This window comes from Stenotrophomonas sp. Steno-Z10-BAI (genome assembly GCF_056393115.1).
The window spans coordinates 128,874-147,313 of record NZ_JBWJOZ010000001.1 but is presented as its reverse complement, the minus strand read 5'-3'; the positions used below and the strand labels follow the sequence as shown (position 1 = coordinate 147,313).

Annotated in this window: 15 protein-coding genes and 1 tRNA gene; 11 read left to right on the top strand and 5 right to left on the bottom strand. The window is 64.8% G+C overall.

The window, feature by feature from the left end:
- The first annotated feature begins 46 nt into the window (after window positions 1-46).
- The 9 genes from AC06E9_RS00625 (at window position 47) to AC06E9_RS00585 (ending at window position 11,838) form a co-directional block, all read left to right on the top strand.
- Window positions 47-517: a phage tail tube protein gene (locus AC06E9_RS00625; protein ID WP_353086590.1), complete on the top strand. Its 471-nt coding sequence runs from the start codon at window positions 47-49 to the stop codon at window positions 515-517.
- A 127-nt stretch (window positions 518-644) separates the two neighbouring features.
- Window positions 645-1,022: a hypothetical protein gene (locus AC06E9_RS00620; protein WP_462082607.1), complete on the top strand. Its 378-nt coding sequence runs from the start codon at window positions 645-647 to the stop codon at window positions 1,020-1,022.
- Between the two features lie 29 nt (window positions 1,023-1,051).
- Window positions 1,052-1,315 (top strand): hypothetical protein, encoded by a 264-nt coding sequence (locus AC06E9_RS00615; RefSeq protein ID WP_461770774.1) that lies wholly within the window; start codon window positions 1,052-1,054, stop codon window positions 1,313-1,315.
- Between the two features lie 3 nt (window positions 1,316-1,318).
- Window positions 1,319-3,286 carry a hypothetical protein gene (locus AC06E9_RS00610; RefSeq protein WP_478055241.1) on the top strand — a complete coding sequence of 656 codons (1,968 nt, stop codon included), beginning with the start codon at window positions 1,319-1,321 and terminating at the stop codon, window positions 3,284-3,286.
- 4 nt (window positions 3,287-3,290) lie between these two features.
- Window positions 3,291-4,052, top strand: a complete 762-nt coding sequence (locus AC06E9_RS00605) for a hypothetical protein (protein WP_478055240.1) — start codon at window positions 3,291-3,293, stop codon at window positions 4,050-4,052.
- A complete protein-coding gene (locus AC06E9_RS00600) occupies window positions 4,033-4,473 on the top strand; it encodes a hypothetical protein (RefSeq protein WP_478055239.1) in 441 nt (146 codons plus the stop codon). Before AC06E9_RS00605 ends, AC06E9_RS00600 begins: the two co-directional genes overlap by 20 nt.
- A 95-nt stretch (window positions 4,474-4,568) precedes the next feature.
- Entirely contained in the window at window positions 4,569-9,005 is a 4,437-nt protein-coding gene (locus tag AC06E9_RS00595; RefSeq protein ID WP_478055238.1) for a phage tail protein, read from the top strand.
- Window positions 9,006-9,013: 8 nt separating this feature from the next.
- On the top strand, window positions 9,014-11,464 hold the full coding sequence (locus tag AC06E9_RS00590) for a polysaccharide deacetylase family protein (protein WP_478055237.1): 2,451 nt from the start codon (window positions 9,014-9,016) through the stop codon (window positions 11,462-11,464).
- A gap of 5 nt (window positions 11,465-11,469) precedes the next feature.
- Window positions 11,470-11,838 (top strand): hypothetical protein, encoded by a 369-nt coding sequence (locus tag AC06E9_RS00585; RefSeq protein ID WP_478055236.1) that lies wholly within the window; start codon window positions 11,470-11,472, stop codon window positions 11,836-11,838.
- Between the two features lie 37 nt (window positions 11,839-11,875).
- On the opposite strand, the gene AC06E9_RS00580 is transcribed toward AC06E9_RS00585, so the two are convergent.
- Window positions 11,876-12,541 carry an SOS response-associated peptidase gene (locus AC06E9_RS00580; RefSeq protein WP_478055235.1) on the bottom strand — a complete coding sequence of 222 codons (666 nt, stop codon included), beginning with the start codon at window positions 12,539-12,541 and terminating at the stop codon, window positions 11,876-11,878.
- Between the two features lie 628 nt (window positions 12,542-13,169).
- Here AC06E9_RS00580 and AC06E9_RS00575 point away from each other — a divergent pair.
- On the top strand, window positions 13,170-13,382 hold the full coding sequence (locus tag AC06E9_RS00575) for a hypothetical protein (RefSeq protein WP_478055234.1): 213 nt from the start codon (window positions 13,170-13,172) through the stop codon (window positions 13,380-13,382).
- A 166-nt stretch (window positions 13,383-13,548) separates the two neighbouring features.
- Entirely contained in the window at window positions 13,549-14,307 is a 759-nt protein-coding gene (locus AC06E9_RS00570) for a hypothetical protein (protein ID WP_478055233.1), read from the top strand.
- A gap of 24 nt (window positions 14,308-14,331) precedes the next feature.
- On the opposite strand, the gene AC06E9_RS00565 is transcribed toward AC06E9_RS00570, so the two are convergent.
- The 4 genes from AC06E9_RS00565 to AC06E9_RS00550 form a co-directional block, all read right to left on the bottom strand.
- Window positions 14,332-15,204, bottom strand: a complete 873-nt coding sequence (locus tag AC06E9_RS00565) for a HEPN domain-containing protein (protein WP_478055232.1) — start codon at window positions 15,202-15,204, stop codon at window positions 14,332-14,334.
- Between the two features lie 43 nt (window positions 15,205-15,247).
- Complete coding sequence (locus AC06E9_RS00560) at window positions 15,248-16,447, bottom strand: tyrosine-type recombinase/integrase (protein ID WP_315985445.1); 1,200 nt, start codon at window positions 16,445-16,447, stop codon at window positions 15,248-15,250.
- Between the two features lie 156 nt (window positions 16,448-16,603).
- Window positions 16,604-16,679 (bottom strand) — tRNA-Ala (locus AC06E9_RS00555).
- 104 nt (window positions 16,680-16,783) lie between these two features.
- Window positions 16,784-18,109 (bottom strand): acetamidase/formamidase family protein, encoded by a 1,326-nt coding sequence (locus tag AC06E9_RS00550; protein ID WP_461770108.1) that lies wholly within the window; start codon window positions 18,107-18,109, stop codon window positions 16,784-16,786.
- Window positions 18,110-18,440 lie beyond the last annotated feature (331 nt).

The following is an 18,440-nucleotide window of genomic DNA, read 5'->3' as shown; positions in this document are numbered from 1 at the left end:
GTTTTTTTGTGCCCGGCGACCGGGCTTCTACAAGAGGTAAACCGCAATGGGCGTTTTGAAGTCCAAGCACACCCAGCTGTTCATCGCCACCGCGCTCGCCGAGGTCACCAAGGTGACCCGTCTGCGTTCGGTTGGCTTCCCCGATGGCCAGGCATCGGAAATCGACGTCTCAGATTTCGACGATGACTGGGATCAGTTCGTTGCCGGCCGCAAGGCCACCGGCAGCACCACCATCGAGATCAACTACGACGCCGTGGACCACGAGAAGATCGAGGCCCTGCACACGAGCGGCGCTGTCGTGGACTTCCTGGTCACCGCACCGAAGTCTGAGACCGAGGGCGTCGAGAAGCCCGTCGCAGTCAATGGCGTCATCACGCCGCCCGACGATGTGGTTTCCAAGCAGTTCAAGGGCTTCGTCCAGAACTTCGCCGTCCAGGTGGCGGACAACGACATCTGGAAGGCGACCATCACCATTCGTGGTTCCGGCGCGGTCACCACTCACCGTCCGGCGCCCTGATCGGCGCAACGGCGCTCTCTCTTTCGGCCCGCTTCGGCGGGCTTTCTTTTTGGCCGGGTGCGCGGGAACCCCCGCGTGTTAGCCGTGCGCGGCCTGCGTGCCCAGCCACCATTTCAGGAAACGGCCCATGAGCAAGACCAACGACACCCCGGCGTCCGATACGCGCGCCACCGAACAATCCGTGCTGCAGGCCTTCACCAGCCTGGGCATGTTCGCCTCCAAGGACGTGCATGCGGACACCATCACCCTGCCCAGCGGCGACAAGGCGCAGTTCCACGTGCGCGAGCTGCCGGATGCGGAGTTCCGCAAGCTTTTCCAGGACGGCGATCGCGCCAAGCTGATCGCGGCGACCATCTGCGACGAGAACGGCAAACCGGTGATGACGGACGCCCAGGCGGCACAGCTGAAGCCGCTGGTGGCCGCCGAGCTGCAGCAGGTGGCCATGAAGCATTCGGGCTTCGGCGACAAGGCCGCTGACGCCCAGGCCGAGGCGGGAAACGCCTAAGGCAGCGGAGCGAGGACTGGTTCTGGCATGTGCTGGCCGGCCACCTGCATCGCACGGTGGCCGAGCTGCGCGGGACCATGTCGCGCAAGGAGTTCCTGCGGTGGTGGGAGTTCCACAAGCGAAACCCCATCGATCCGGTGGGGCTGCACATCAAGCCGGCCGCATTCGCTGCCTTCACCTTCGCCGCGCACAGCCAGGCAGGCACGAAGCGCGGCATGCAGGACTTCATGGACGTGCTGGTGCCCCGGTCGGACGACGACGAGGCGCAGGACTGGTTCGATTCACTGGGATGACCAATGGCTGACAACTTCGGGCGCTTCGCGGCGGTTCCCATCGGCCCACTGCTGGCGGCGCGAGACGGCGGTCTGACGCTGGCTACCACTGCCGCGGCCAACATCAACCGCACGGCCAAGTCGGACGTGGCGCAGAGCATAGGTACGGTGGGCGTCGAGTTCGCCGTTTGGGGCGACGACCCGATGGAAGCAGTAATCGGTGTCGTTACCGCAGCGGCGTCGCTTAACGCATACCCGGGGGCCACGCCTGCCGGGATTGGCTGGGAGCTGGGAACCGGGCGGGTCATGTTGAACGGCGCGGCTGTCGCCAGCGGTCTGCCCGTCGCCAAACACGGTGATATTGCTGGGCTGCGGTTGGTGTTCGGCACGCCGACCCGTCTGCAGCTATACCTGGGCGCCACGCAGGTGCATCAGCGGGATATCACTCTGGCCGGCCCGTTGCACTTTGCCGCCGCGCTCGCGGCGAGCAAGGCCGGCGGTCTGTGCATGGTGGTGAACGCCGGGCAGTGGAATGCGCGGGGACCTGCCGCGCTCGCCGGCTGGAAGGTGGCCACCTCCTCCGGGCCCGTCACCCGCCTGTCCGACGCGGACTGGCTGACTGCACCGGGCGACCTGCCAGCCAACGCACGCTACGAGGGGCTGATCGCCGAAGGGGTGAACCTGATCAGCGAGATCAACTTCTGGCCTTGGGGCGGTGATCCGGTCAGCCAGACCAGTGCTGCTGAGTGCGTGGTGCTCGACGCCGACGGGCTGCTCGACAGCCTGGCGCTGTCCGGCGCCTCGGGGATGCCGGTCCAGATCCGGGCAGGCAGCTCCGCCGGCATGCTGGCGGACACCTCTGCCGTGTTCCGCTTCACCGTGGACCGCATCGAGATCAACGACGACGGCAGCAAAACGGTTCACTTCCGCGACGCTCACGACGATCTGGACGAGACGATCAATCGCGGCGTGTTCATGCCGAACATCGCCGCGTTGGCTTGGAAGCCGCAGCCGGTCGTGATCGGGGCGGTGGCCAGCGTGCCGGCGATGGGTGCCAACTCGGATGCGACGGCGATGTTCGTGGCCGACGGCCTGGTCTACGCCGATGCGGTGATGGACCGTGGTGACCTCATGGAGCCGGGCACGTTCACTCTGTCTCCCGACGGACAGCAGCTGATCATGAAGTCACCGCCGGTCACGCCGGTGGTGGCGGACCTGTCCAGCGTTGGACCGGGCCAGCGCCCGGCCACACTGCAGCAGGCGATAGCCGACATCATGGGCCGCCTGGGCAAGACCTCATGGTCAGGCGGCGACTGCGCCGCGGTTGATGCCGCGACGGGCTATGCGGGCGTGGGCTACTACGCCGGCAATGCGATCACCGGGAGGGACGCCATGAACGCCATCCTCCCCAGCTATGGGGCGGCCTGCTACCAGGACGCAACCGGGGTGCTGCGCTTCACCCGGGTGGTGGCCCCCGAAACGTTCGCCGGGGCCCCGGCGTTTGAGCTTACGGCCAACGACCTGGCCGAGGATCTGCTGGCGGTGCCAGACGACGCGCCAAACCTGTCCCGCCGCATGGCCTACCGGCCGAACGCTCAGGCGTTGGCCGCGTCGGACCTGGTCACGGACGTGGTGGACGTGCCGCAGGCACGGCGCGACGAGCTGACCGGCCTGTTCCGCGCGCAGGTCTACGGCGGTGGGGCGCTGCACCAGCATTACCGCCGGGCTGACGCGGCAGATCCAGTGATGTCGCTCTTCTGGAGCGCGGCCGACGCGCAGTCGGAGATCGACCGGGTGGTGGGCATGTACCGGCAGCAGCGGTTCTTCTATCAGGTGACGGTGCGCGGCGATCAGAGCCTGGCGCCGCAGCCCGGCCAGGTCGGCCGTCTGACGTACCCGCGGTACGGCCTCGAAGGGGGAAAGGCGGTACTGGTGCGGCGCGTTGAGCGCAACCCGGCCACGGGCGACGTGGTCCTGACGATGTGGGGTTGATCGGATGCTGATCGGATATGGAATGCCAGCCCCTCAATCGGTGGCGCTGGTAGGTGGGACCTGGCTGACGGCAGACGGTGGCGCCGCGCTGTTCGACGGCAAGCCCGCGCGCCGGGCGCGCATCGCCCGCACCGGTGCGCTGTCCGTCAACATCACCCTGGCCGAAGCTGTCGTGCCAGGCATCGTGGCCGTGCTGGGCCTCAACGTGCCCGCCGGTGTCACCGTGCGGGCGGCGGGCGCCACCGGGAAGACCGTACGGCTGCCCACCGGGACCGTATGTGCTTGGCTGTTCCCTGACGGCACCGCCGAGGTGAGCAGCGTGGCGGTCGAGATCGATACGACTGTGGCGAACGTTGAGGTCGGGGAGATCGCGATCTTCCGGGCGGTGGACGTTGGAATCACGGATGGATGGGCAGTGGCGCCGATTGACGCCAGCACCCACACGCGGACCAAGGGCGGGCAGGTGAACACGGTGGCCGGTGCGGTATACCGCCGGCTGACCGCCACGCTGTCGGGCCGCACGACTGAGGTGGTGCGCAAAAGCGGCCTGGCCGGTACAGACTGGGAGACGGTCGCAATGGCGATGGCTGGGCGCCAGCGTGCATGCGTGGTGCCGCAATACCGCGACATTCAGACCAAGGCGTTCGATCCGGTTCTGGCCGCGCGCGCTGCCATGTATGGCCATGCCACCCAGCTGCCCTCTGCCGAGAACATCAGCCGGCAGTATTTCAGCGGATACATGGAGTTTGAAGAAATTCCCGCCTAATTTGGCCGCGTTCGACGGTGATGCCAAACTCTCATTTCAACAAAGGAGGTTGCAAATGAGGAAGTTGGTAGTGCTGGCTCTGTTCTCAGCGCTGGTCGGTTGCGGGGGATCGGGGCCAAAGGTTTGGCGTGTAGTGGCGAAGCAGGGGGACTTCCACTTCGTGGAGATCGATGAGCGCTTCGCAGGAAATGCTGATGTCATCGGTCGTGCGGTAGCGGATGTGTGTAAGGAGAAGCGCTTCTGCTTTGTGGGTGTTTGGTCGTCCAAAGATCGGACTCCATCTGCACTGCCAATGAGTGACGATGCGGTGGCTACGCAGCTGGCATCGTACCGACAGAACACTTCGACCGGACTGCAGAAGCTGATGCTGAAGTGCGGAAGATTTGCCGGTCAGGACGAGAGCACGTGCTTCTCAGACTGACGCGACTTCCGGAAATCTGATTGCTGCCCAGGCCTGTGCCGGGTGATTAATCAAACAAGGCCCGCCATGTGCGGGCCTTTTTTTATGGACGGACCATGGCTCTCTACACCCTTACCGTTGACCTGCTCGCCGAAACTGGCAGTTTCGAGCGTGACCTGGGAAAAGCTGCGCGCGCGTCGGATCGCTCTGCTCGAGCCATGCGGCAGATGCAGCGCGAGATGTCAGATAGCTTCGCCCAGGCTGCACGCGACGCCAAGTTGTCTGTCACCAGCATCGAAGTAAGCATGGCCACGCTGGCAAAGGGATTCGGCGCGATCGGCGGCGGCGCGCTTCTCGGTAAGTTCATCACCGAAACCGTGAACGCCCAGAACGAGCTGGCCCAGTTGAATGCGGCCCTGAAATCCACCGGGCAGGCTGCTGGCTTCAACAGCAAGCAGCTGATCGACATGGCTGACAAGATGGCGAAGGCGACGGTTCATTCGTCGGGCGAGATTGTCAATGCACAGACGCGCTTGCTGTCGTACACCGGCATCGTGGGGGAGAACTTCCCGCGCGCCCTGCAGTTGGCGATTGATCAGTCCGTGCGATTGGCTGAGAACATCACTCAGTCTGCAGAGACCATTGGCAAGGCACTGGAGTACCCAGCAGAGGGTGTCTCAGCACTGACGAAGCAGGGCTTCAAGTTCACAGCCCAGCAGAAGGACATGCTGGCGTCACTGGAGGCAGCCGGCCGACTCGGCGAGGCTCAGGCCATCGTAATGGGGGTGATGGAAGAGTCCTACGCGGGCGCCGGCAAGGCTGCGCGTGAGACGCTGGGCGGTGCCCTCAATGGCTTGAAAGAATCATTTAATGATCTGCTCGGCAGCCAGGCGCAGAGCGGAGGCATCGCCGCGGCCACGGCAGCGGTCAACTCGTTTGCCCAGAACCTAAACGTCGTGGCAGCGGCCGCCGTTCCGCTCGGCGTCGGCTTGGGCGTGTTCTCCGCCGGCGGGAAGCTGACGAAGGGAATTGCAGCCCTCAACACGCTCTGGGCGACCAATGCAGTCGTGGCCAATCGGGCTTCGGTCGGCATGATGGGAATGGTTCCGGCGACCGTGCGCCTTACTGCAGCACAAACCGCCGCACGCGTCGCCGCACAAGGCTTGGCATCTGCCTACGCGGCTCTGGGAGGCCCAGTTGGGATCGCCGCCGCCCTTGCCACGGCAGCAGCGGGATGGTGGGTGATTCGCGACAGTACCAAGGATGCGGACAGCGCCCTGATTGACTTCAACGGCACGCTCGACGAAACGATTGCAAAGTATCGTGAGCTGAATAAGCAGGAGCAGGCCGGTGAGCTGTTGAAGCTCGATGCCCGCATCAGCGAGTCGTATGAGGACGTTGCGGCGTCAATTGGTCAGATGACCTCGGCCGCAGCTGCCTTTGCTGACGTTTCGAAGGCGGACGCATTCATCAAAGAGACGGACCGGCTGAAGGTCTCTCTGCGTGCCGGAAAGATCACTGCGGACGAGTTCTCCGAAGGACTTGAGGGCGCTTGGAAGGTAATGGCTGATGGGTCGCCAGCGGCCGCCGCAATCTCCAAGGCGCTTACTCAGCAGACTGCAGCTGCTGCAACCAGTAGCCGGGAGCTTGAGCGGCAGCGCGGGTTGATGGAGGCTCTCACAGGCGTTAGCGGTGAAGCTGAGAAGCAAACGGACGCAACCACCGCGGCGTTGAATCGCCAGGCAGTGGCGTCCAAGGCCGCTTCTGATGGGATCGACCAGCACCTCAAGTCCCTGCAGTCCAGTATCGATGGCCAGCTCGTCAACCTGGTGCGCCTGAAGCAAGGCGCCGAGGCGGCCTTCATGGTCGACGTTGGCCAGAAGATCAACGCCGCCGGCGGCGCGGACAAGCTGAGCGCGGAACAGCGCGCTGAGTACAACAAGCAGATCGCGCTGGGCTTGAACTTGATCCGCCAGACGGAGGTGGCGCAGAAGGCTGCTCAGGCCGCGAAGGCCGGCGACAAGGCGGCGATCAAAGAGCACAAGACGGCGACCGACGCGCTTGAGCGCTACCGCCAGCAGGCGGAGCTGGCCGCCGCTGCGATGAACGGCCCGCTCGACGAGGCGATGGCCAAGCACCTGCAGAACATGGCCGAGTACAACGCCGCGCTGGCGAAGGGCAATATCGCCCAGGCCGATGCAAACGTGCTTATGGCCCAGAGCGCGATGGAATACGCCAAGTTGGCTGCCGAGGTAGATCGGGCCATTGCGAGTCCGGAGGCCTTGCTTGCGACTATGGACGGCGAACTGGCGATGCTGGGCAAGATCGGTCGTGCGCGCGAGCTCTACCGCCGGCAGCTGCTCAATGAGCGCGACATGCGCCAGGAGCTGCAGAAGGCGGTGGAGGCCGCCGGTGGCAAGGAAGCGCTGGCGTTGGCCAAGGGCGCGGCGAGCTATGAAGAATACGAGCGGTCGATGCTGGCTGCGGCTGATGCTTCCGCGGCGCTGTCGCTGCAGGTGGAAGAGGCCGCGGCCAATGTCGAGGCGTGGGCCAACGTGGTGATCTACGGCGTCGGCGATGCCGCGGATGCCATGGCGGACTTCGTTGCCGGCGGGCTGCGCGACTTCAACGGCCTGTGGGATGACCTGAAGGACGTGGCAAAGCAGGGACTGCGCGACCTCGCGCGCCAGCTGCTGCAGCAGAAGCTCGTGATCCCGATCCAGACCCGGATCATGGAAGGCTTCAGCAACTGGGGAAGCCAGGGCGGCGGCTTCAGCATGCAGAGCATCATGGGCATGTTCGGCGGGAACGGATCCGCAGCCGGTGGTCAGAACGTTGGGACGATCGCCGGACTGTTGTCCAAAGGGCAGGGCCTGTTCAGTGCCGGATCTGCCGCGTCTAGTGGCGCCAGCGCGGGCAGCCTCATGGGATTCGGCAACAACGTCGCCGCGCTCACCGGCGGCGGCGCCGCGGGTGGGTCCGCAGCAGCTGGCGCTGGTGCTGCGGGGTCCTCTGCCGCAGCGGCGGTGCCAATCATCGGCTGGATCATCGCCGGCATGATGAAAAACGCGGAGCTGTTCGATCAGGGATGGGACATCGCCAACGGCGAAAGCTGGGCGGGCAAGATCGCCACGGCAGGTGCGGTCGGCTTGGCGGACAAGGGGTTCCGTGGCCTGGGCTTCAACGACAAGACGGCATCGATCCTCTCCGGCTCCAGCATCCACGCAAAGCTGTTCGGCCGAAGCGCGCCCAAGATTACGGGGCAGGGCATCACCGGCAGCTATGGTTTCGATGGCTTTGCAGGACAGAGCTATGCCGACGTAAAGGCCAAGGGCGGCCTGTTCCGCAGCGACAAGAAGTGGACCCAGTACACCGGCCTCGACCCCAACATTGATCGCACCTTCGACATGGCCGCGCGCCAAGTGCGCGGCGCCACGACGGACCTCGCCAAGCAGCTGGGTATCGATCTGACGCAGCAGCTCGCCGGCGTCCGGGTGAGCCTGGGCAAGCTGACGCTATCGGCCGACTCGGCCGAAGCCAAGGCCCAGCTGGAAGCCTATCTGGGTGACATGACCGATCGCCTGTTCACCGAGGCGGTGCGGGTGGCCGGGTTCGGCAACCAGCTCGACGGCTACTACGAGTCGGCCGACGTGTTCTCCGCGCTGAGCGCATCGATCGCGCTGGCAGTGGGCAACGCCGACGAGCTGGGACGGGCGCTCAACGGCATGGAGATCGAGAAGGTCAACAAGGCGGTGGACTACTTCCAGGACCTGGCCGGCGTCGCCGGGACGGATCTGGCCACCCAGATCGAGAAGGTCACCGGGCTGCTGGGGAACTACGCCACGCTGATGGCCGACGTGTCCACGCAGCTGCTCACCGGCAACCTGACGCAGTACCAGTCGCAGGCGCTGACGATCGAGCGCACGTACCGCCAGCAGGTGAAGGCGGCCAACGATTACGCCAAGGCGCTGGGCTTGTCCGGCGCCCGGGCGGAAGACCTGGCCAAGATCGAGGCGCTGCGGGCGACCAACATGGGCAAGCTGCAGGCCCAGATCGACGCCGACAAGAAGGCTATGAAGTACGGGTTGTCGATCAGCGACCTGTCGCCGCTGACCGACCAGGAGAAGCTGCAGGAGACGATGCGGGAGCTGGAGCGCGCCGTGTCCGGCGGCGACAGCAACGCGGCACAGGCGGCCGCACAGGCCGCCCTGGGCTTCGGGCGCAACCTGTTTGCCAGCGGCAAGGACTACAACAACCTGTACGGCCAAGTCACCGGGCTGATCGACAGCATGAAGGTGGGTGATCTCGACCTCGAGGACGGCACCAGCATGGGCAAGCTGGCTGACGTGATCGAGGCGCTGCCGGACAACTTCAGCCGGGCGGTGTTCGACCTGGTGGTCGATGGGAAGGGCCAGGCCGAGACGACGGCGGCCGTGCAGCAGAGCAACACCCTGCTGGTAGAACAGAACCAAGTGCTCCGCGAGCTGCTGCGCGTCACCACGTCCAGCGTACGCACGAGCAACAGCGTCTCACTGCGCGAATCGCTGAACTAAGGATCCCCATGCAAGAACGGAAAATCACCCTGATCGACATCGGGGCGGGCGCGCTGCCTGCCGTCACACCGGTCGAGCCGCAGCAGACATCTTGGTTCCCCCTGGTGTATGTGTCTCCGGACACGCCGCCGGTGGAGGGGGTAGTGCCGAGCCCTGTCGCAGACGGCGTCCTGATCGAATGGACGGCGGTTGATCAGGAGGGCGTGATCTACATCATCGAACGAGGTCCTACCGAGAACGGACCTTGGGAAGAGATCGCGCGGGTCATCGAAACCCGTTACCTCTACAGCGACGGGAGCGGGCAGGCCTGGTGGTTCAAGATCACGGCCAGTGTGCGCGGGAAGCCCGGCGACGGCACGACGGTGGAGGCCGCGCCGAGCAAGGTGCCCAGCTATGCCGAGATGGCGGCGCTCAATCAGGCGATCATTCAAGAGATTCTCGACCGGGCCGCGGGTGACCTGGCCGCGGCCAATGAAGCCATCGATACGGCACGCCAGTACACCGACTCGCAGGTGGCCGCGCTGAACGCCTTCCTCGAGGACATCGTCGGCGCGGATGAGTGGGTGGCTGACCGCGAGTATCCCGCAGGCGCCTTCGCGCGGAGGGGAGGGATGCTGTATCAGGCAGCGGCGCCGAGCACGGGTGTCGTGCCGGGAAACGACCCGGCTTCGTGGCGTGAGATTGGCGAGTACGCCTCGGTGGGTGATGCTCTGGCTGCGTCCATCAGCATGGGCCACCAGAACGCCAGCGATATCGCAGCCGAGGCAGTTCGCGTCGACGCGGTAGTGGCGCGGCTGCCAGCGGGGGCCGGGCAGCTGGCCACGTCGGCGCAGGTGGCCAGCGAGATCCAGGCCCGAGTTGATGACGTTGCGGCGCTGGGGCAGCGAATCGACACCACCAACGCGGCGCTTGGCGATAAGGCGAGCACCGCCCAGGTGGTGGCAGTTGAGACGGCCAGCGTCAGCCGTGACAGCGTGCTTGGTCAGCGCCTCGACCAGACCAACGCTGTGCTGGGCGGCAAGGCTGAGGCCGGGACCGTGGCGATCATCCAGTCGAAGGTCGAGCAGCTTGACGGCCGGGTGGATGCGCAGGGCAGTGCAATCACCCAAGTGACGGCCAAGCTGGGTGGCACGCCGAACATGCTGAAGGACTCATCCTTTGCGCGCGGATTCACTTATTGGGCACAGCCGGGTGGGCTCGGCATCGTCAATGAGCCGCGCTACGGCAACTACATGTACGCTCCCCCGATCTCGGGCGGTACGGCCAGCCCGCAGACGGTGCAGACGGGCCAGGGCGTCTACGTGTTCAGCGGCGAGGTGTACCGCAACAGTAATGCCGGCACGGTTCGGCTCGAAGTCGCGGCGTACAGCGCGAATGGCTACATCGGAGCGGTTTCGGCTCTCAGCGATCCATCGATCGTCGGACAGTGGCAACAGGTCTACATCGCCATCGCCGCGCCTGCGGGGACGACGTACTTGGTTTGCCGCCCCATCTGGGAGAACACCAACGCCAACAACTCGATCCGGCGCATGAAGCTGGAGCTTGGACTGACCCCAACGCTCTGGACCGACGACACGGCGGTTCAGCTGGCCGCGACCGCGACGCAGATCCTCGAAACGCGCGCAACGCAGCTGGAGAACGGCCAGTCGGTGCTGTACGCCAAGTACACCTGGGCGCTGGACGTCAACAACCGGGTCATCGGTATGACCTCGGTCAACAACGGTCTGATCGGCAAGATCGACTTCGTTGCAGACATCTTCAACATCACCGATCCGAACGGCACCGGCAGCATGACCTGGGAGGGCGGCCGCACCGTCCAGCGCTGGGCCAACAGCGGCTATATCCTGGCCCAAGGCAAGCCCTTCGGAAACCTGGGCGACCTGGTCATGTACTACGGGCAGGGCAGCGACCCGGCCACGGTGGTCAAGGCGAACGCCAAGTTCGCGCTGGATACGGCCGGCAACGTCTTCATCGCCGGCGCGCTCTACACCGGCGGCATCTCGCGCGGCTTCAAGAGCAGCACGACTGTGGCGCAGGGCGTAGCGGTGGAAACTGGCTACCTCGGCCGGCTGGGCCGGGAGGTGCAGGTGGGTGGCCGCTTCCAGTACCAGTACCAGCAGCAGTACAACGGCGCGTCGTCAGTGATCACCTTGGGGCCTGGCAGCACCTCGGCGGTGGTGGTGCTGGAGCGCAACTTTGCTGGCGACCCCACTTGGACCGAGCTGTCGCGGTTGACGTTGGGCGGGAGCGATGACGTGTTCAACGAGCAGGGGGCAGCGTCATTCATCACTCAGACGATCAGCGGACAGATCTTCGCCACCGACGTGGCGAGCGCCCGCCAGACAAGCTTCCGGACGCGTGTGCTGAGCTACGACCGACGTGGACACAGTGTCAGCAATCCCGGTCCAACGCCGCTGGCTCTCCAATCTCAGTATCAGTCCATCGAATCCATGGAGTAACCGACGTGTCTCTGGTCCAATCGGAAAGCGGCAACAACGCGGTGGAGATGTTCGCCACCCGCATCGATGTGCAGTGGGACTTCCGCACCAACACCGGCCCGGTGCTTTTCCACTTCGAGCGAGTGGACTGGGATAGGGAGACCGGGATGGTCAACACGCGCGGGTATGAGCGGACGATCCGGCACGACATAGCGGGGCTGATCGGTGGTCAATACGCCATCACCAACCCATTCACCGGCGAAGAGCTGGTGGAGCCCGGCTGGAAGCTGATGGCGATGATCAAGGCGGCGACCGAGCGAGTGTGGGATGCGGAGACGGCGCCTGTTGACGAGCAAACCGGCGGTGAGGGCGAGTCCCTCGCCGTCGTGTTGTAGCGGGAAGAATGGGCAATAGTCGCATCGGCCAGTCGGGCTAGCTCACGGGCTCCAGCAGCTGTTCGGTATTGTTCCGCGGCGTGTTTACTGCCCGGGTGACGCGATAGGCCTCCATCGCTGGCGGCTCGCTGGCCAGCAGCATCGCCATCGCGGCATCGGGCTCGGCCGCCAGCCACTCATCGGCCTGGCTGGCCGTGAGCCACACCGGCATGCGGTCGTGGATATCGGCCGATACGCCGCTGCTGTCACCGGTGATGACGGTGAAGGTGCCCAGGTTGTCCGGGTCGAGCAGGGGGCTGGTGTCTTCCCACAGGCCGGCCGCCAGCAACGGCCCGGTCGCGTGGATGAACCACGGATCTTTCTTCCCGTCCTCCGGGTTGACCGACCACTCGTAGTACCCGGCCATGGGGATCAGGCAGCGGCGCTTCTTGAACGCGGAGCGGAACGCTGGCTTGGTGGCCACCGTCTCGATGCGGGCATTGATCGTCGAGCCCTGCAGCTTCTTGGCCTTGGCCCAGAAGGGGAGCAGGCCCCACGAAAGGCGAGTGACCTGAAGGCCGGTGCCACGATCGAGGATCACGGACGCGCGCTGTGTCGGCGCCAAGTTGTAGCTTTCGGGGATCGACATCAGGTCGCCGACCAGCTGGGGGAAGCCCAGGGTGTCAGCGTTCCGGATGGGGGTCTGAACGAATCGTCCGCACATGGCCGAACCATACTCCCCACCTCGTGGGCTGACCTTCGCGCGGCCTGCACCCCGATGGCAGAGGGCGGGTGATCCCCACACCAGCAAGGGCTGTCGCCCTGTACCGCGGAACGGCCGGCGCGGGCATTCTGTCCATGCCGGATCCGGGAGCCGCAGGCAGCTCAGCCCGGGTGATGGGGCGCCTGAGCAGCTGCCCGCCGGCACCTTTGCATGGCCATGACGCTCCGTCGCGGAATCTGAGACCCCGCTCCGTATGCTGCGCGCATGCTTCCTCCCGACTTCCGATGGCGCTCGGTCGCCAGCCGCCCAGACCAGCTACCCGATGCCATTTATTGCGGCATGACGGAGGTGCTGCGGCTATCGCAGCGGGTGGATGACCATAGCTGGTTCGTAGAGGTCGACCGCCATCTAGAGGACCGGCACCATCGGCGCCGGAAGTGCACCAGCTACGACCAAGGCGTAATCGGGTCGGAGCTGTGGGCGGTCAGGCATCAGCAGCGGCTTCGGCTGGAGATCGACCAGCGCGAGGTGGCCCGAGCGGCCGCGAGGAACAACCGGACCTGGTAGACAGTCAGCCAGCGTTGCCTCCGTATCGGCGCGTGCGACCGCCGGCGGCGACAGTAGCTGCATGGATCAGAAGAGCATGGGCAAGGCGCGCTGGGCGCGCGCGAGGGCGGCTTTGCTATGGCAGCAGGCCGACGACCTGGACAGCAACCACCGTGGGGATTGGAGGGCGAGGGCGACTCGCCGGCGCGGCGCCGACCGCCTCCGCGCCGAGGCCGCGCGCTTCGACGGCATCGCCAATCGGCTGCAGCCCATGGACGACGACCAAGCCGCCTGATGGACTGACCCCAAACTGACCCCAGGCCACGGGTAAGTCATTGATTTCCGTAGGTCGCCAATGATCGCGGGTGATAGGCTTAGTCGTTGTTTTTGTTGATCTTCCGCGACCTTGACATGGTAGGGGGCCATGCAACAATCCGATTTTGCGCTCCAGGATGAAACCAATGGTGCAGCACCCGGAACTGATAGCGGCATATCGCGAGCTGTTTCAGGGCATGGTGGCCGTCTATCGGGATTTCGAAGGCGGGATGACGCCACCGCAGAGATTTCCAGCGGGGAAGCGGGGGTACATAGACAGGCTCCCGAACCAAGATGCCAATCACGCGATCGTGCTGAAGCTCGCGGCAATGCTCAACTTCCTGAGTGGCGCACTGGTGTTATGTGAGGCGGGAGTGGTGGTGCCTCAAGGTGCAGTGAAGCGGATGGCGGACGAGGCCGGCGAGGATGTGCTGTTCCTGGTCATAGGTCTGACGGAGGGTATGACAGACCGTCACGAGGCATTCCTTGATTATTTTTGGCGAGAAGACTTCGCAAACTTCGACGACCCGCTCACTTCTTTTCAGAGCCGACCGCAGGTGCCGCGTGAGAAGATCGTTGCAGCGATTCATCGGATCACCGACGACCCCAGCACCGGCAACCGGGTTGCGAAGCTACTGTCGAAAACCTATTCCGGGTTTGTGCATGCAGCTGCCCCGCATGTCATGGAGATATACGATCAGGAGACACAGACGTTCGCGGTTGAGTCGGGGCCAGCTATTCGCCGCAGCGATCACGAACGCGATCTGTGGAACTACATGTTCCGTGGAGCCGGCGCTGTGGCCGTTGCGGCCAAGGGATTTGGGAGTGACGCGCATTTCCAGAGAATGAAGTCGATCATCGATCACTTCGAGCGGCGCACCGAGTCATATGGCCTGGGTCGATAGCACGACTGGGGGACAGTTCCAAAGCTAGATGTGAAACCTCGGGCGCGGTCCGTCTCTACGAACTTCCAATGCCAAATCGGCCCCGCTGATTCGCCGCATTGCGGAAGCAGCAATGAACTGGCTCGCAATTGCAAGCTCAACAATTTGCATACGGCTCAGTCCTGAAGATCCATAGCGGCTAGCGACGAGGTTGGGCATCTTTTCGCAAACGCGTAGCAGCTCTTCGTCTTCATGATGCGGGCGCTCTTTCGCAAGCTCGCGAGCTAACTCAGGGAGTCTGTGTCCAAATTTGTCTTTAAGGACCTTCACCGGAACCCCAAGCTGAAGAAGCGACCCCTTCAACGCCAGTTCTGCTATCAGCAAAATGTGCTGTAGAGCAGCTTCGGAGGTTCTACCGGTATTCGACAGGCTTGCTGAAAGGTCTCCCAAGTGTTGCATCGCGCGATGAAAATACATGTGCTGCTCCGAGTTCTGGGGCAAGGTGTCGAGGCCGCAACTGAGGTCGTGCAAGTCGGCGAACGCGTACGCTGATTTCGAGGCAATTTCTGGATCGTTGCGGCACCAAGCTCGCCAGTCCGATGCGTCGGCAAACCCCAGTCCGGTGTGCAGGTCGACAATTCTCGGTCCAGAAACCACAGGCATCGTTATAAGGTGAACTCGATCAACTGAAGCGGCGAGACCCTGGCCGGCGCCAGGCCAGAAATCGCTTCCTGGAAACAGCGCACGATAGGCTGTGGAAATTTCTTCCAGCCCATCACTGGTGTGGAAGGGACCAATCGAGAAGCTAGGCCCTAAGATGCGCACTGCGGCTTGGAATGGCCGTGCATGGAGAGGAATGTTCTGCTCCGCGAATTCCCGATCCAGATTTAGCAGGTCGTCATTGGTGAATCTGGCCATCGCGGTTGGTCCGTCCATGTTTTCACGATTTGAGCATGCCTAGTCAGCCCTGTGCAACGACGGGACAACGCAGCCGTTCCAGATAGTCCGCCCACTCCTGCATCATCCGCACGCGCTCGGCCATATGGGTCGTGCGGTTGTAGGCTCGGCCGTTTGGGTCGCGCACGGCGTGCGCCAGCTGGTGCTCGATGATGTCGGGCCGGAATCCGAGCACCTCGTCCAAGATCGTGCGCGCGGTGGCCCGGAACCCGTGGCCAGTCATCTGATCGCTCTCGAACCCCATCCGCCGCAGCGCGGTGTTCACCGTGTTTTCGCTCAACGGCCGCTGCACGCTGTTTCGGCCGGAGAACACGTACCTGCCCCGGTTGGTCAGCGGATGAATCTCCCGCAGGATGTCCAGAGCCTGCCGCGACAGCGGCACCAGGTGCTCGGCGCGCATCTTCATCCTGTCGGCGGGGATGAGCCACACGGCAGCGTCCAGATCGAACTCGGACCACTCGGCCTGGCGCAACTCTCCCGGCCTCACGAACACCAGCGGAGCCAAGGCGAGCGCCCAGCGCGTGACTGGCCTGCCCTGATAGGCGTGGATAGCGCGCAACAGCGGTGCCAGCTCCTTCGGCTCGGCCAAGGCTGCGTAGTGGCGCTTCGGCTTTGGCTGCAGCGCACCGCGTAGGTCGGCGACTGGGTTGCGTTTGGCCATGCCCGAGGCAATGGCATAGCGCATGATCTGCCCGCAGTTCTGTATCACCCGATGGCCGGACTCGATGGCGCCGCGCCGCTCCATGCGTCGCGCGATCGACAGGAAATCCGGCGCCTCGAGTTCGGCAGCCTGTCGGGAGCCAATCCAAGGGAACACGTCGTTCTCCATCCACGCCTCGACCTTGATGCGATACGACGGCGCCCAGATCCGGCCCTTCATCCACTCCCGCCCGATGGACTCGAACGTCAATGCGTCCAGCCCCGCCTTCGCTGCGGCCGCGTCCTTCTTCTGCTGGCTTGGGTCTGTGCCCTGGGCGAGCAGCCTGCGGGCGTCCTCGCGGCGGTTGCGTGCCAAGGCCAGAGTGACCTCCGGATACACCCCGAGCGCCAGGCGCTTCTCCTTGCCGCCGAATCGGTACTTCAGTCGCCACCAGCGGCCGCCTGCCGGCGAGATCTCCATATATAGACCACCGCCGTCGAAGAGCTTCTGTGTTTTGCCACTCGGCTTGGCGCGCCGAATAGAGAGATCGGAGAGTGGGGGCATCGGTTCTGGGGGCATGGGGCAGGTGCCCCAAAATATGCCCCCACCGTCTCACTAGCTGCAACGTGCGGGGCGGTACTCGCTCGTCCAACGAAAAAGGCCGAAACCCCTGTTTTTTCAGGTGTTCCGGCCTTTCGAGTGCCCTATCGGGCTGAATAGTGGTGGAGCCAAGGAGGATCGAACTCCTGACCTCGTCGATGCGAACGACGCGCTCTCCCAGCTGAGCTATGGCCCCACGTATGCTGCTGCTGCGTGGCGTCACCGGCCTCGGCCGTACCCCGCAATGGGCCTAGTCTAGCGCCGACCGGCGGCGCCTGCCAAGTGGGACCTGCGTTGGGTTCAGTGCCTGGCCCGCGCCGTGGCGGGCGCGCGTTCCACCTGCTGCAGCAGGGCTTTGTCCAGTTTGGCCGCCACCCCGACGCTGCGCCCGGCCAGGTTGGCCACCACGAAACTGACCGAACTGCCCAGCACCTGCGCCGTCTCGGACAGGCTCAACCCGTAGTCCTGTTCCAGCCACTGCGCCATCCCGGCGGTGGCCGCGCGCAGGGCATCATCCAGCGAGCCGGCCTGGCCCAGGACCATCAACTGCGTCGCTGATTCCACCCGCGGCGCTGACTGCGCACGGGACTTGATCACCTCCACGCTGAACTCCACGTCCATCGAGGTCTCCAGCGCGTACTGCGAGGTTTCGCCATCGCCCTGCAGCGCGTGCGCATCGCCCAGGTAGAGCAGGGCGCCGGGCTGGGATACCGGCAGATACACGGTGGCGCCCTCGCGGATTTCGTTGAAGTCCATGTTGCCGCCGAAGCGGCCGGTGTCGCCGGTGGAGATCGGCGCGTTGCCAAACCCTGGTGCCACCGCCAGCCCGCCAAGCATCGGCCTGACCGGCACCCAGAAGTCCTTGAGCTTGCCGGTGGCCGCCTCTGGGCGGGCACGGCCGCGTTCGCGGTCCAGGGTCCAGCGCACCGGTTTGTCCAGTGCGGTGGCCTTTGCTGCCAAGGCCGGTGTCAGCGCGCGTCCCACGATGCTGTCCAGACTATCGGCGTAGTCGCGGTTCAAGCGCAGGCGTTTGATGTGGATCGCCAGCACATCGCCGGGCTCGGCCTCCATCACGTAGAACGGCCCCGTCTGCGGATTGCCGAACAGCGCCCGGGTCTGGCCGTTGGCATCCACGCCGCCGGAATCCAGCGTCGTGGTGCGCACGCTGTCGCCCGGCCAGACCGTCAGCACGGGCGCGCGGTGGGGCGAAAACTCATTCGAATAGGAGGTGGGCACGAAGTCATGCTGGCGTGGGCCGCCGGCCGGCCGCTCGGGCAGGCGGCGCGCGCTGAAGGGATGCATCGCGCGTCGCTCGCTGGCGTTGGTGTCGGGATAATCGGCCGTACCGCGCAGGGTCGTGCCGGTCTGCTCGCCGCGGAAGCGGTAGGTCGCGCCATCGCTGCCGGTGACGACAAACGCCAGCGTGGTGCCCTGGCGGCTGCCCTGCAGACTATCCCCATCGAAACGCCCCTCCACCGGACCCTGCTGGTCGGGCAGGGTGAGCAGCTGGTAGGCCGGGTTTCCCCACAGGTCGGTGGTGACCAGCCACTGTGCGGGCGGTTCGGCGGCCTGGGCGGCCGAGGCGGACAACAACAGGAGCAGGCAGGCCAGCGGGCGAGAGGACATGCGGGGATCTCGTGGATGACCGGTTCAGTGTTCGCCGCCGCTGCCAGGGCGACAAGTGCCGGGCGACACGTGACCGATGGCCCGGAAAGCATCAAACGCGAACCCCGCCCTTCCGGCGCGCGCCTTGGCCGGGCATAATCCGCGCCAGAAAACGCGGCCGCATAGCCAGTGGACCAGGGGGGCCGGACAGCCGTCGCCCACAACGCCCTGACACCAATCTGCAACATCCAGCCAATACCGTGCCGCATCGCTGTCTCCACAGCGATGCCGATTTCCTATGGTGCCCGGCCATCTGCCGGATGCCCCGATCTGTACTACCCGAGACCTCTGC